The organism is Photobacterium ganghwense, assembly GCF_003025595.1.
In the GTDB taxonomy this organism is placed as follows: Bacteria; Pseudomonadota; Gammaproteobacteria; order Enterobacterales; family Vibrionaceae; genus Photobacterium; species Photobacterium ganghwense.
Window position 1 is genome coordinate 552309 of record NZ_PYMI01000004.1, and the last position, 14775, is coordinate 567083.

Below are 14775 nucleotides of genomic sequence, written 5' to 3' on the forward strand. Positions count from 1 at the left end.
AATAATCCGTTGCAATCAGTTATTGATTGACTCAGCCAATCATACGTTCGCTGTTCTCAGCATGCTCGTTCAGCAGTACTGTCTGCGCTCGTTTGAAGAAATTAAAATCGGTTGCTGTCGCACTGGTGTAAGCCCCCATCATACGACCAACCACCAAATCACCATTATCCAGTTTCGGCAGCATGATATTTTCAGCAATCACATCAATGCTGTCGCAGGTTGGTCCGGCCAGCACGCTTGGTACATACTCGCCTTCCTGTTTCAGCACCACCAGCGGGTACTGAGCATCATCAAACATCAGTCCGCTGAACGAGCCGTAAATACCGTCATCCAGGTAGTACCACATCTGACCTTCACGCTCGGCCTGTCCCATAACGGACGCCACACTGGTGACAGACTGCGCCACAATAAAACGTCCTGGTTCAGCCAGCACCTGAACAGTCTCAGGCAACTCGTTCAGCGCTTCGTTGATTGGCACGCAGAACTGATCAATAGGCATCACCTGCTTAGAGTAAGAAACAGGGAAACCGCCACCGATATCCAGCGTACTCAGTGCTGGCAGACCACGTGCAACCACTTGCTCCATCACCGTTTTACAGGTGCGAATGGCTTCAACATATTTTTGTGGATTCGTGGTTTGTGACCCGACATGGAATGACAGGCCTTTAATGCGAATATTCCATTCTTTCGCCATTTCGATAATGGTCAGCGCCTGTTCTGGTGAACAGCCAAACTTTTTCGACAAATCAGCAAACGATTCTGAGTTACGGAAGCTCAGGCGTACCAACAACTCAACGTCATTTTGATACGCTTTGAACTTCGCCAGTTCATTAAGGTTATCGACAACAAACACATTGCAGCCATAAGCCAGCGCATCACGAATATCAGCATCACGCTTAATAGGATGTGTGTGAATTGTGCGTTCGGCAGGTACACCTTCCTGCGCGACCAACTCAACTTCACCACTGGTTGCCAAATCAAAGCTTGCGCCTTCATCCAATAGCGTCCTGACTACTGCCGGATGCGGCAGAGGTTTTAACGCAAAGTGAAGAGTCACTCCCGGCAACGCATTGTGCAGCGCACGGTACTGCTGGCGAATCACGTCGCAATCAAGCAGAAGTAACGGTGCACCAAATTGCTCTACCGACGATGTAATTAATTGTGTTTCGTCAGCAGAAAGCGCCTGAGAAGAAAAAGATTGGAAATCCAGAACAGAATGAGCGTGAGCCATTGCAAGTCTCCAGTACATAAGCACTTTTCATTTACATAGTGATGAAAAGTGGAGCGTCAAAAAAAGCGCAGTTGCGCAGTCAAAGTCACTCTTGGATAGTTGCTCTATCGCCTTGCCACAAAACGTGATGTGATGTACTCGGATTGGCTATCATCAAGAAGCAGCGCGATAGTAAGGTCATAAAGTTACTGGTGCAATAAAAAATTAGGGCAATGAAATCAAATTTTTTTTGTTGTGAAGATTGGGTAATTTGATGGTAGTAGATGAAACATTGAGAACGTTCTAAGAATTTTTTTGCCTTGTTGAGCTAAAAACACTTTTCATAAATTAAATTTATTTGATTTTTTCAATTTAATTTCATACACACCAAAACATTAAAAACAATAATACTAAAAATAATAATAAATCCCAATATCACCTTAAATTACAATTTTAATTATAACTAAAATCATCATTAAAGATATTGTTATGATTATAGGAAACTCGTAATTATTCAGTCATATATTGCACCTATCATTTTATCGTTAAAGTGATTCATATATGTGAGAGACGTACACTTTTTTATCCATAGCTCTTTGACACATGCACATAACAAAATATAACCTAGCCATCGATGAATAAATTTCAATGCAGTAAACGGTGGTTATTATTAATTTACTAAGTAATGCTTTTTTAAGTTAAGAAATTTACGTGGACTTAAAAAGTATTTTATCTAAATTTTGAGGAAAAAAATGCGCATATTAGGAAGTATGGCAGTTTTGACTGCTTTTACGCTATTTGGTTGTGGTGGCGGAAACAGTGATGATCCAGAAACTAAATTAGGAAGCCGAACTCTAGTTAAGTCATCAATTATCCCTGCTTCTGAGCAATGTACCAGTGGCGGACTAGAAATAGCAATGGGAACAGACTTAAATGGCAATGGCTCTCTTGAACCAAATGAAATTACTGGTTACCAAACCATCTGTAATGGAAGCATTGGAAATGCGTCATTAATTGATATTAAATCAATTCCTTCTGGTGCTCACTGCGCTAACGGTGGCAGTGAGTTTACAATTGGAATGGATGTTAATGGCGATAGCAAACTCTCAGAAAGTGAGATTATAGAAACATCATTTATGTGTAACAGCAGTGGCCACAATGGAAATGATGACTACATTTTCTTAGTACGTATCCGTGGCGAAGGTCCCGGCGAAAGCTGTGATTTTGGCGGTAGTGTAGTATTAGTTGGTTCGGATAACAATCGCAATGGTGTACTGGACAATGATGAAGTGATAACCCAGCATTATACCTGTTATAACCAATCACCAGGAGAGAACGTTCCACCAACTGTTCCTGCATTAACTATACATAATACTGCCATCAATACTTCATTAACCAGTGTACTTTCTGCCTCAGATATTGAAAATGATCGTATAACCTATGCAGTAACTCAAAACCCTACCAATGGACAGATTATTACATTCAACTCACTCACTGGTGAATTCACTTACCAACCTAACAATGATTATTCTGGGGTTGATACCTTCTACTATGTTGCTGATGATGGTAAAAATCAGTCTACGGAAGGTGAAATTCGATTTAACATTTCAGATATAGCCCCTCCTAAAGGCCATTTTCTTATCAATACAAATAATATTCAATTTATAGATTACCCAGACGGTATTACCTCCCGCACTTTTTCTATTAGCGGAAAAAATATTGAAGCCAATATTGTTGCTGACCTTGCTTCACCAGCTGCGATTAGTGCACTCAACCTCAAGGCATTAGCGGATAAGGAAGATGGCGCCATTGCTCCTTCAGTAAGCTTAAATGTTGCTCAATTACCAAAAGCAAAAGGAACAACGACAATCGAAGTGACATTGGTTGATGGCTCTGATGTGGTTCGTTCAATCGGTGAACGTCAAGTAACATTCTCTTATGTGTACGATTGGATTTCTGATGGTACAACCTTAGAAATCAATCCAACCCAAAATGGTACCGCTACAGCCACCTACTACACAAAAGACGGAGAGTTAGCCGTAAGACTGAAGCTTGAAAACGATTCATCAATATTCAGTGTAGATGCAAATAATTCACTGTTATTTAATGTTGCTTCGCTTTTCGATGATGAGCAATTAGGTGTAGCTTTGAGCAATACAGGTATGAGGAATGGTTATTACTCATACAAAGTGAACTTTTCAAACTTCCCAGCAGTAGACTCCTATGGTGAAAACTTCACCTCTTTTAGTGGTGGTTTTAATGTCACTGATAAGCCAGTGCCATTAACTCAAAATGTCAATAAAACTCTATTGGTAAGGCAGGGGCAGCTAATTCAACAGTCAGTGAAATTAACTGGATATGGCGGTACCGGCCCTCTCGTATTTTCAAAAGTTAATCCAGCTATTACTGGAACTGCAACATTAACCGATCCCAATGAAGGAATGGTAGTTTATGCTCCATTAAGCCCTGACCTTTTGGTTGATGATGCCTTTAGTTATAAAGTTAATGACAGTTTCCTCGATTCAAATGTTTCTAAGGTTAGACTAAACATTACTGATGACACCGCAACAGAAACTGCATCACTTAAAGCAATTTATAACACTAAGACATCTTTGCTGGAATTAACCTGGCTAGACAAATGGCAGAACGAAATAGGATTTAAAGTTGAAAAGTATAGGGAAAGCTGTGACTGCTGGGAAACAGCTGAACTTTTAGCTTACTCACCAGAAAGCGGGTTACCATTGTCATGGAAACGAAATGTCAGTGAACGCACCTACTACCGAGTGTTTGCAATGCTACCTGATGGCGACGCGCTGCTTAAACCAGGAGTTGTAGTTGCAAATGCTGACTATCATCCAACTGTAGTTTACGACCAGTCATCCCCTGTTGTGGGATTACTGAATGCAACGATTAGTGATCCATCCACATTAATATCAAACATCACATGGTATGTTGACTTATCACATAAATGCACTGGGACAGAGCCATCTTGTCGGATAGACACAACACGAATGGCCGATGGAATCCATTCAGTAATAGTTCGGGCCATGCTGCAACAATCATCTTATATTGATGTTGAATCCAGCTTTTCAAGTAACAACCCAGCTCAGATTGTTAGCCCAAAAATCAGCCAACATATCCATACTGGATCTAGTAGCACAACTACGCCGGATATCGGAGATTATGAAATCCAAGTATCGGCTTCTGATGATACAGGGATCAGTTACCTAGAGTTGCAAATGGACGACATGGCTCCAATTCGACTCACTGCACCTAACTCAACATGGTATCGTTCACAAAACTACTGCAAAGTTTACCCTAATAATTGTAAAGACAAGAACGCATATACTTGGCCATTAAACAATCTGCTGCCTGGTTCCCACTTCTATACAATTCTTGCTGAGTCTAACAGAGGGGAGAAAAGAGAGATCCACTCAAAACTAAATGTGCCAATATCTATTGATCTATTGTCTCCATCAAACAGCGACGTTAAAGGCAATACACTTCGTGTTCTCGGGAACATAGGCACAACCAATAATCCAGTTAGAATCACTGTCACACTAGGAAGTATTAATGTGTTAGACACTACTGGTAAGAGCTTTGATACGAACATTGACATGCAAAATATCGCCGAAGGAACTTATTCATTAAGAATAACTGTTAAAGATGTTGTTGGTGGTGCATCAGCAACACTAACCAAAACTCTACACTATAGGAAATAGCCAGTTATGCGGTTTGCTATTTTCATTTTGCTTCTAGTATCGAGGGGTGCCTACCCCTCTATACTTGATTTACCTATTGATGCATCAAAAATCAATGAGTTTTGGGTAAACACTTCATATTCAACTGAGAAATTTGATGCTTTTAATTATTCAGAAAAAGTATCAAGCACAACTAAATTTGATAATGAGCTTTCTGTGAATTTAGGTTTTAATTATAATACTAATTATAAATTAAGTGATTATACAATAATTTCTCGGGGTAGCATATTCTACCGAACGTTATCAGTTGATAGAACGGTTGAGCCTAAAAGCTTAGAAGTTGATCAATATGGACTTGCCATAAAACTACAACTTATGGATGAAGATAACTCTAACGGCTTTGAATTTGGATTTTATCACAGTAAGTTCCCAAATAAAAAATTTCATAAGTACCAAATTGGAAATGTAATTTTTGGTGAGGATATTGTGTTATACGATCCGACAACTCTGAAACCATTGCCTTTACTCGAAATAGAAAACAAAGAGATAGGCACTTCATTTCACTATTTAACAAAGCTTACACCACACAAGCCATTACATTTTTCTATTGGATACCGATTGTCTGAAATTACACCAGAGGTTGACTCTCGACTGTTCCATATCAAAGATGAAAATTTTCTTGATATGGAAGTAAATGGATCTGCTATTCGAGATCATATAAGTACTTTGAAAAGAAAGTCCCCGCAAAATGATAAGTGGTATGAGCATATTTTTGATGTAAAGCTTATCTATCTTTTGTCATTTAATGAAAAATTGAAAGGGATTACTGCCTTAAGCGGATATTACGTAACTGAATCAAATTATGAGCAAGGCTACAAGGAGAAATTTAACGCCACCGTTGATGCAAGACTGATGTATAGTTTAACAAACAACACATCAATCTTTGCTAGTTGGCACGCGGCCTCTAATTATACTCTCGGTATTTATCCTGGAACTTATAACCAACAAACGGCCTCATTCTTTGGACATCCATATTCTTATTTATCTGCAGGAGTATCTGTTGATTTTTAACTATGAGTGATAAGCAGTCAGTATTTCCATAGTAAAAAGCCCGAACATATGTCCGGGCTATTTCGTTTCAACTAATCAAACGAACCTCAGTGCAGTTTCGCAATGCGGCTGCTGCGTTCACCAGATACAGTGCGAAGCCATACACGGCCAGTGACTGACGGTGGATTCTGGCTGCTGTAGGCTTGCCAGCTTGCTCCCTGATCCGTGGAGTACTGGATCGCCAGCCCCGGGAATGGGGAGTTGGCCAATAGCACGCCCTGCTCTAACTTCGCTCCCGGCACCGGCAGGTTAAAAGCAATACCGTCTTGCTCAAGCATCGGGAACAGACGTTGGCCCAGCAGGTTCGCAAAGCGGTTATAGTCCTGGTCACGATAAGTTACATCTGTCGCCTTGCCTGCACGATCATCCGCTTCCCAACCGGCTTCGTGCCAGGCACGCTCGGCCATCGCAATTAGGCGCGGGAAGACCATACCTTCATACTGAGATTCTGTGCGCACGGTTTCAGCCCACAGTGAGCTTTGGATTCCTACGACATTTTCCGGATGAACCAGCTTTTTCGCATCATCCGAGGCCGATGCCAGCACTTCTGCTTTACTGATCGCGACACCAGCGCGGGTGAAATCAGCATTGCCATACACGTCATCAGGCATATAACCGAATGTCTTACGAGTGTCGATAAAACGTGGTGCCCAGTAATAACCACGTTCCGCCGGATCCGGCTCATATGGATGGTCAAAGTACAGGTGAGTGGCGTGGTTGAGTATTACGTTAAAGCCGTTATTCGCCAGCTTGTAAGCGCGATCGGCCACACCCCATTCCCAGATATTCTGCCAGGCATTTCCGGTCACTTCCGCATTTACCATCGCGCTGCGTGGATACACTTCGCCATGCATCAGGCCATCTTCCCACCCACCTAAGTTGAGGCCGTATCCGGCGGTAATCGCAGAGATACGCTCAACAAAATACTGGCTTAACTGATCAGCGTTGGTGATTCCTTTGTCATTGCTGGCAAAGAAATCTGCACAGGCCGGGGAATTTTTCCATGCTCCGGCAATCTCATCGCCACCAAAATGGAACGTTTTTAACGGCTGGATACCGTCATGCAACGCAACCAGTTCTTTAACGACCACATCGGCAAAGTTAAAGCTGGATTCCAGACACACGTTGATGGCGTTATCGGTGAACATCTGAACAGACAAATACTGCGTGGTATCCTGCGGATCACTCAGCAGGAACTCAGCCGCTTCAGCGTGTTTATTTTCTGCCATCAGGCGATGATAACGAGCTTCCATCGCTTTGATTGCGGCGTGGGCGTGGCCCGGCATATCAATTTCCGGAATCACGGTAATATTGCGCGCTTTGGCGTAGGCGAGAATCTCACGATAGTCCGCTGCGGTGTAGAAACCGTCTGATTCTGGGGTGCCTTCCGGCCCTGCGCCAAGGAATGGCATCAGGCAGGTACGCTCATCCGGGTCGTGACAGCGTTTTGCGCCAATGTCCGTTAACTCCGGCAGTGCCGCAATCTCAATTCGCCAGCCTTCGTCATCGGCCAATCGTAAATGAAGCGTGTTCAGCTTAAACCGAGCCATTTGATCCAGCAGGCTCAGGATATTGTCTTTACTGCGGAAGTTACGCGAGGTATCAATCGAGAAGCCTCGGTAATCAAAACGCGGGGCATCGCTGATTTTCACGGCCGGAACGATCCGGTTATCAACCAACTGCAACAGTGATTGAGCGGCATAAAAGGCACCGGCGGCATCGACAGCATGGATCTGAATGTGATTTTGTGCCGCATTGACATTCAACTGATATGCTTCACGCCAGCGAAGTTTATGGTCTTGCAACACCTGCCCCCAGCCGACTTTAATGGTCTTGGCTGTTTGTGGTGACCAGGGCACTGCGTTGAGACCCAATTGTTTGGCAAGGTATTCCGCTTCCACTTCATAACCCGCGTCATAAACAACGCTCCAGCTGTCATCCAGGCTGACCTGTCCTTCTCCCAACACCAGCTCGTTCGGTGCGGGCACAATGCCTACCGGGTTAACCAGCGCCGTGAGTTCTGCGTTGCGTTCGAAACGTTGTGCTGGGGTAAAAGGATCATAGTGGTCAGTCAGACTCGCGGAGTCGTAACGTTTCCATTGCTTGGCACTGGTAAAATCCGCCACAAACGGTAATTCTTCATCCGGTTTCACCGGTACCGAACCGGCTACCGAGTTACTGGTGCTTTTAATCAGTGCCGTCACCTGTCCCCCCTGATGCTCAGAGGCAAAATACCAGTTTGGCATGACATCCGTTTTTGCTACTGCCCAGTCTGAGCCATCAAAAACGATATCCAGTGATTGTCCGACTGCCAATCCTTTAAATGCTGATGTAGGCGACAGTTTGAAGATATCGCCGTTAATATGACTGATAGTGAACTGGTCACTGTACACAGTCGGGATTTGGCGGATATGACTAAACCAGATAGACCAGCCAGAGGCCGGCAGTTCGGTTTGTCCGGTATTATTCAGCGTGATTTTACCGCGGAATGTACGCCATTCATCTTGCGTGTTATCCAGAACGTGATACGAAAGATCAACGGTGTCACCTAACTGATTGATTTGCTGTTGAGTCAAAGCAAAAGCATGGGAAGAGCACAACGCAGCCCCAACGGTGAGCGCGATAGCAGAAGCAGTCCAGTTCATCTTTTTTCCTTATTTATTTCACACAGTGAAATAAGAATATGACTCCATAGACATACATCAACTTCGACAAGCATACGCAATTTGTTTTTTATACAGCCTTCGAGTCGCTACAAGAAATGGCCTGCCATTTCTTGTGATGGTTACAATTCAGAGGACAAAAGATCACACTCTTCAGCTAAGCGAAGAATCCGATTCAGCACATATGGCAAACCTGCACCTAATAAAAAGGCGGCTGTCTTTGCAGAAAGCCGCCTTGGACGTTATCGGGTTATGGGTTCGCTCTGCTGTCGTTTATTCGGTGGCCGAGGTCTCCATTGGCCGCTCTGCCGGTTTCAATACAATAATGGCGACAGAAAACAGCACCGCAGACAAAGCGGCGACCCATCCGGCCCCTTGCGTGTAAGCAAAACCGGCAGTGCCCGACCACACGGCAACGCCAAGGTGCATCATACTCATGCCCAATGCCATCAGTGCACCTCGGTGGCATTCTGAAAGCTGCGAAATATGATTTTGCAGGGCCGGAGAGCCAACGCCTCCAGCCAGTGACCACGCCACCAGCAACAAGGTAATAGCCCACCAACTCGTCTGTTGCTCACTACTGAGTTCCCCGAGCGGACTAAACAGGCAAACACTGCTGAACATGCACACCATCAGCGCACTCCGCATCACAGCACGACCGCTCCCTAACCGCTTCATCGCATGAGATGTGCCCATGTTCCCCAGCACACTGACGACCCCAAGTCCCGCGTACATCATGCCTGTCCATCCGACAGTCAGCCCTTCTGTATCCCGCAAGTGTTGCCCTGCCAGATTAAAGATCCCGATGCCGCCGCCAAGGCCAAACCCCATGGCCAGCAATGCACCCAGTGCTCCTGGAATCAACAGAGGGCGGAAGCTGGCTTGCCTAGGCACTAACAGATCGGGTACTAACAGATCGTGTATTAACGGCTCGGGTATTAACGGATCAGATACTGGCGAATCCGGCACTAACAAATCAGGCTCAGAAGCCGTTGCAGATAACGCCGATGCGGGCGGTGTTGCTTTCCGACTGACCAACAACAGTAACAGCGTGACCAACCACGCCGCACAGCCCAGCGCAATGAACGCAAATCGCCAGGAATGAAACGCTGTCAGCAATGCGCCGATCCCCGGACTAGTGATCATTCCCAGCGTCAGCCCCGCCTGTACCAGCACGATCTGTTTCATTGATTTTGATCCCGGCTGATCCCCGGCCAATGCGAACGCAATCGGCAGCATGCCTGCACTGGCTAATCCGGTCATCACCCGTGTCGCCAGCGCCAGACCAAAGTGATCCGTCAATCCGGTCGCCACCGACGACAGGCCAAACAAAGCACAAGCCGGCAGGATTACCTGTATGCGGCCAATCTTGTCTGACAATCGACCAAAGAACGGTGCCGCAAAAACAATGGCCAGGCTGTAAGCCGTAATGAACAAGGTGATCCGCTCCGGTGCCACGCCGAGGTCGTCCCCGACAGGTGCCAGAATCGGCCCCAGCAGCAACTCGTCGGCCCCCACCAGAAACGCCACCATAAACAATACAAAAGGCATTATTTTTGGGTTGTGGTGACGATTAACCATGAGTGGTCTCCTGATGCTCACTGATCTGGTGCTTATGCCCCAGCCGCGAAATATCCAGCACCCTGTCCGGCCAGCCGCTGACAAACTCAGACTCGTGGGAGACAATAACCACAGTGCCTTGATAACGGATCAGTGCCTCTTTCAGCGCCGATTTCACATCCACATCCAAATGTGTAGTCGGCTCATCAAGAATCAGCACATTGGTGTTGGTCACAGCCAGGCAACACAGTTTGACTTTGGTCTGCTCCCCGCCGCTCAGCGTTGCCAACGCTTGCTGTGCTTTGCGGCCAGAAATCCCGAACTGCGCCAGTTTCTGACGCGCCGTTTTATCATTCAGTGCCGAACATGCCGCCCGTACAACCTGCAGCGGTGTGCTATCGGGATAACGCCAATTCAAATCCTGGGCAAAATAGCCCCACTGGATCCCTTTGGCGGTTTCTACCTGTCCCGCCAGCGGTGTCACTTCCCCAATCAGGGTTTTCAATAATGTCGATTTTCCCAGGCCATTGAAGCCGGTGATCGCAATCTTCTCACCACGCTGAACATGCAGATTAATAGCGGGTAACAACGGATGCTGATATCCAATGTGCAGGTTGCGAGCCACAATAGCTTGCTGGGCATTGAGCGGCGCAGAGGCAAAGTTCAGCACCGGCGTCAGTTTGTGCTCCGGCCTGTCCAGACGCTCAATTTTCGCCAGTTGCTTCTTACGTCCGTTAGCCATTTTGGCATTCACCCCGGCACCATTTTTGGCAATATACTGCTCCAGTTTTTGGATCTCGCGTTGCTGCGCATCAAACTGTTTGGCCTGATTGCTCAGCTCATGTGCTTTCTGCGCCATCGCCTTGGCATAATGTCCCTTGTATTTGCGGATTTGCCTGAAGTCGATGTCGCAGATGCCATTTGCAATCTTGTCGAGAAACGCCGTATCGTGCGACACCACCATGAAAGCTCCCCGATACTGACTCAGAAACTCACCCAGCCAGGTGACGTGATCGGTATCGAGGTAATTGGTTGGTTCATCCAGCAGCAACACATCCGGCTGTTGCAGCAAGAGTTTCGCCAGCATCACCTTATGGCGCTGGCCACCGCTCAAATTTCCCATAAGCGTACTCAGACCGAAGCAGTCGATCCCGAGCCCATTTGCCACTTGCTCAATGCGGTGATCCAGACTGTAGAAATGCTCTTTCTCCAGCAAAGACTGCAACTGCGCCGCGCGGTTCAGCAAAGATGCCGAAGCATCCGTCGCCATATCGGCATATAAGGCCATCAGCGCCTTTTCAGCCTCAAATAACGTTACAAATGCCGAAGCCAGATAAGCGTGAATCGACAGGGTCAGATCAACCTGCGCATGCTGATCGAGATACCCGACGATCACGCCGGGTTGCCAACTAATGTCGCCCTGATCCGGTAAATACTCCGCCTGCAGCAATTTCAGCAAGGTACTTTTTCCTACCCCATTGTTCCCGGTTACACCAAGGTGCTCACCAGGATGAAGCGAGAAATTTGCCTGCTGATACAACAGTTTGTCTGCCACCTGATAAGTCAGATTTTTAATAGTTAATAAGCTCATGTTTTTAAACCATAAAAAAGGGGCCGGATGCATGGAATGCACCGGCCCCGAGGTTACTCTTTCGATTAAACCTTGTACCTGAATCGCTCACTGACGAATTTCAGATACAAAAAAGCCGGTGATGAAGCATCACCGGCCGACTCTCTCTACCTGTTTCTCTTACTGAAATCAGATGTTGTCGTACAGGCAACCGACAGGTGCTATAACACCTGCGCCCAATACGCACATGACATCTGATGAAGATTCAGGTTTATCAAGCTCCGAGCAACACTTCATCGTGTATCTGCGCGGAGCGACGTCTTCTAAGGAAGTTCTTAAAAAGAATGTACAACATGATAGAGAGCTGTTTAAAAACAATTGGCGGCAAATTAGCCTAATGACGATAGTGATGTCAATACTTAAGGCGGTAATGATAAGTGGGTAAAGAGGAGTCACCGAAGCTCATGAGTACACCACAAATCAAGCGTATACGTGCGGGTCAGCCCAGTCTGTCCGATTCAGAGGTTGATGACACAGGCAAATTGGGGAGGCAATCACTAAAAACCATTGCCCCTTACGGTGTTACTGCTTATAACTGACCCTTTATTGTGTTGCGGCCAAAGCTCGGCCGCTTTTGTGGCAAAGTATGAAGTTAGCTCAGCTCAATGCGTTTAAAGCCGTCGTGGAATGCCAGACCGTAACCGCCGCAGCAACGCGTCTTAATCTTAGTCAGCCCGCCGTCAGCAGATTGTTAGCCGCCCTGGAAGAAAGGCTGGGGTTCAAGCTGTTTATCCGCAAAGGTAACCGGCTTGAACTCAGTGATGAAGGGGAAGCGTTTTACCTGGAAGTAGCCAAAGTTTTCGACGCCGTATCCGGGCTGGACCATGCCGCAAATTCCATCCGCTCCCACCATTTCGGCAGCCTGAATATTGCTGCCATGCCGCTGCTGTCAAACGCGTTTCTGCCCCGTATCTTGGCGAAACTCCTGACCAATGCACCGCAATTAAAAGTTGGCTTTAAAACTTACCGCTCAGAGGAAGTCATTCGCCGGATACAAAGCCAGACGACCGATATCGGCTTTGCATTTGTGGATGAATCTCTTGCTGGTGTAAAAGCGCAGAGAGTGGAAAGTGAATGCGTTTGCCTGCTACCTGCCGATTCACCGCTGGCCTCGCTTGCGGTGGTCGACATTACCGACCTGGCCGGGCACATTCTTATCCGCCATGAAAAAGATGTTACCCAGCGTCGGATCGACGCCCTGCTCCGCCGGTACGATTTGGCGACCAGAGAACAAATCGAAGTCTCGCTGGCCAGCACGGCGGCGGCACTGGTTCGGGAAGGCGTAGGAATTGCCATCACTGACCCCTTTACGGCCTACATGGAAGATGAGCATCCGCAAGTCGTGATGCGGCCGCTGGCTTTCAGCCTGCCGTTTGAGTTCGATATTCTTTACCCGGCGCTCAAGCCTATCCATCGCCATGCGGAGCAATTTGTTGAGCAGTTCATGCTGCAGGCTGATCAAATGGACATTCGCCTGAAAATTGGTCCAATGCGCGATCTGGATGAATACTACCCCGGCTAGGTCTTAAACAGACCATGGCCGCTTCACTTCACACTAACGCGCCTATGGGTGATAGCAGCTTCACTCAAAGAAATTATCAATAAATCAAACAGTTAAGAATATATCACACGAAGAGTATTACTTTTTCGCATAGTGGTCGCCACCTTGCTCATTGGCGGCTGAATACGGTTCTTCCCTAGTCTGGAACACGGATAAACCAGATAACAAAAAGGATGAACCTATGAACCCTCGTGTCTCCGTCATCGGCTCAGGTAATGCCGGTCTGACTGCGGCGTATCACTTCTCTCTGCAGGGTGCGAATGTGTGCCTGTATGGTGCGCCGGGCTTTGATCAGCCGCTACGGGACATCGAACAGCAGGGCGGCATCCGTGCGCTGTCCCGCTACAACGATGTGCCACTGACCTATGCTGGCTTTCAGCCGATCCACACCATCAGCCGCGATCTGGCCGAAACCATCGCCTTCAGCGATTTGCTGATTTTACCCGTCCCTTCCTTTGCCCAGGAGCCCCTGTTCACTGAGATGCTGCCACACCTCAGGGATGGCCAGATTATCATGCTGATGCCGGGCAACTATGGCTCACTGGTTCTGAACCGCATTAAACAGGATCAAGGTTATGACAGCCTCAACATCACATTTGTCGATGCCATTTCAATTCCGTGGGCAACCCGAATTGTCGGCCCTGCTGACATCGCGATTCTCGGAATGAAAGAATTTCTGCCTGTGGCGGCTTTTCCTGCCACACAAACCGAAGCGGCGATAACCAAGCTGCAACCTGTTATGCCTCTGCCTTTGAAACCCTTGGGGAACGTGATAGAAGCCGGGTTAGAAAACATTAACTTTGGCGGACACCCCCTGTTGACCACCCTCAACATGGGATTGCTGGAGAACTTTGACGGCCAGTTCAATTACTATAAGGACTGCTGCTCCGTCTCGACGGCAAAAGCAGCGGCAGTGATGGAAGCTGAACGGCAGGCCGTGGGCAAAGCACTTGGTCTGACGCTGCAACCGGAACTGGATGCCATGAACGCCCTGTACAACATGGCGTGTGAAAGTGTGTACGAAGTGAACCGCACGTCAGAGACCCACGGTAAACTCAACAGCGCGCCGAATTCCGCCAGCAACCGCTATATCACGGAAGATGCGGCTTATTTGCTGGTGCCGTGTTATGAGCTGGGACAGTTGGTAGGGATCGATACCCCCATGGTGACCTCATGCCTGCACATCGACAACGCCTATAACGAAACCAACTATTTCGAGACAGGCAGAACGCTGAAAAAAATGGGACTGGATAACCTGTCTGCACAGGAAATCATGGATTTCGTCGCGTAAACGCATCAACAACATGCGACGGATAAGATTGCACAACAAGAGGCGAACA

Annotated in this window: 8 protein-coding genes; 4 read left to right on the plus strand and 4 right to left on the minus strand. The window is 46.9% G+C overall.

Annotation, left to right across the window (positions count from 1 at the left end):
* Positions 1 to 31: 31 nt before the first annotated feature.
* Positions 32 to 1231 carry a type III PLP-dependent enzyme gene (locus C9I92_RS16865; protein ID WP_047886140.1) on the minus strand — a complete coding sequence of 400 codons (1200 nt, stop codon included), beginning with the start codon at positions 1229 to 1231 and terminating at the stop codon, positions 32 to 34.
* Between the two features lie 731 nt (positions 1232 to 1962).
* On the opposite strand from C9I92_RS16865, the gene C9I92_RS16870 reads away from it, so the two are divergent.
* Both C9I92_RS16870 and C9I92_RS16875 read left to right on the plus strand, forming a co-directional pair.
* On the plus strand, positions 1963 to 4932 hold the full coding sequence (locus C9I92_RS16870; RefSeq protein ID WP_047886141.1) for an Ig-like domain-containing protein: 2970 nt from the start codon (positions 1963 to 1965) through the stop codon (positions 4930 to 4932).
* Between the two features lie 6 nt (positions 4933 to 4938).
* Positions 4939 to 5982, plus strand: coding sequence for a hypothetical protein (locus tag C9I92_RS16875; protein WP_047886142.1), 1044 nt, complete (start codon positions 4939 to 4941; stop codon positions 5980 to 5982).
* Positions 5983 to 6068: 86 nt separating this feature from the next.
* On the opposite strand, the gene C9I92_RS16880 is transcribed toward C9I92_RS16875, so the two are convergent.
* The 3 genes from C9I92_RS16880 to C9I92_RS16890 all read right to left on the minus strand — a co-directional run bounded on the left by C9I92_RS16880 (position 6069) and on the right by C9I92_RS16890 (position 11835).
* The gene (locus tag C9I92_RS16880; protein WP_047886143.1) at positions 6069 to 8666 is read right to left on the minus strand and encodes a family 20 glycosylhydrolase; all 2598 of its coding nucleotides are present in this window, start codon (positions 8664 to 8666) and stop codon (positions 6069 to 6071) included.
* A 291-nt stretch (positions 8667 to 8957) separates the two neighbouring features.
* Positions 8958 to 10265 carry an MFS transporter gene (locus tag C9I92_RS16885; RefSeq protein WP_047886144.1) on the minus strand — a complete coding sequence of 436 codons (1308 nt, stop codon included), beginning with the start codon at positions 10263 to 10265 and terminating at the stop codon, positions 8958 to 8960.
* On the minus strand, positions 10258 to 11835 hold the full coding sequence (locus tag C9I92_RS16890; protein ID WP_047886390.1) for an ABC-F family ATP-binding cassette domain-containing protein: 1578 nt from the start codon (positions 11833 to 11835) through the stop codon (positions 10258 to 10260). The genes C9I92_RS16885 and C9I92_RS16890 overlap by 8 nt, the downstream gene beginning before the upstream one ends.
* Positions 11836 to 12460: 625 nt before the next feature.
* Here C9I92_RS16890 and C9I92_RS16900 point away from each other — a divergent pair.
* Together C9I92_RS16900 and C9I92_RS16905 are read left to right on the plus strand one after the other, a co-directional pair.
* Positions 12461 to 13396, plus strand: coding sequence for a LysR family transcriptional regulator (locus C9I92_RS16900; protein ID WP_047886146.1), 936 nt, complete (start codon positions 12461 to 12463; stop codon positions 13394 to 13396).
* Positions 13397 to 13616: 220 nt separating this feature from the next.
* A complete protein-coding gene (locus C9I92_RS16905) occupies positions 13617 to 14726 on the plus strand; it encodes an NAD/NADP-dependent octopine/nopaline dehydrogenase family protein (protein WP_047886147.1) in 1110 nt (369 codons plus the stop codon).
* Positions 14727 to 14775 lie beyond the last annotated feature (49 nt).

Coding starts and splice junctions, on each gene's coding strand:
- C9I92_RS16880 (WP_047886143.1), bottom strand. CDS start 8,666: ATGAACTGGACTGCTTCTGCTATCGCGCTCACCGTTGGGGCTGCGTTG.
- C9I92_RS16890 (WP_047886390.1), bottom strand. CDS start 11,835: ATGAGCTTATTAACTATTAAAAATCTGACTTATCAGGTGGCAGACAAA.
- C9I92_RS16865 (WP_047886140.1), bottom strand. CDS start 1,231: ATGGCTCACGCTCATTCTGTTCTGGATTTCCAATCTTTTTCTTCTCAG.
- C9I92_RS16900 (WP_047886146.1), top strand. CDS start 12,461: ATGAAGTTAGCTCAGCTCAATGCGTTTAAAGCCGTCGTGGAATGCCAG.
- C9I92_RS16905 (WP_047886147.1), top strand. CDS start 13,617: ATGAACCCTCGTGTCTCCGTCATCGGCTCAGGTAATGCCGGTCTGACT.
- C9I92_RS16875 (WP_047886142.1), top strand. CDS start 4,939: ATGCGGTTTGCTATTTTCATTTTGCTTCTAGTATCGAGGGGTGCCTAC.
- C9I92_RS16885 (WP_047886144.1), bottom strand. CDS start 10,265: ATGGTTAATCGTCACCACAACCCAAAAATAATGCCTTTTGTATTGTTT.
- C9I92_RS16870 (WP_047886141.1), top strand. CDS start 1,963: ATGCGCATATTAGGAAGTATGGCAGTTTTGACTGCTTTTACGCTATTT.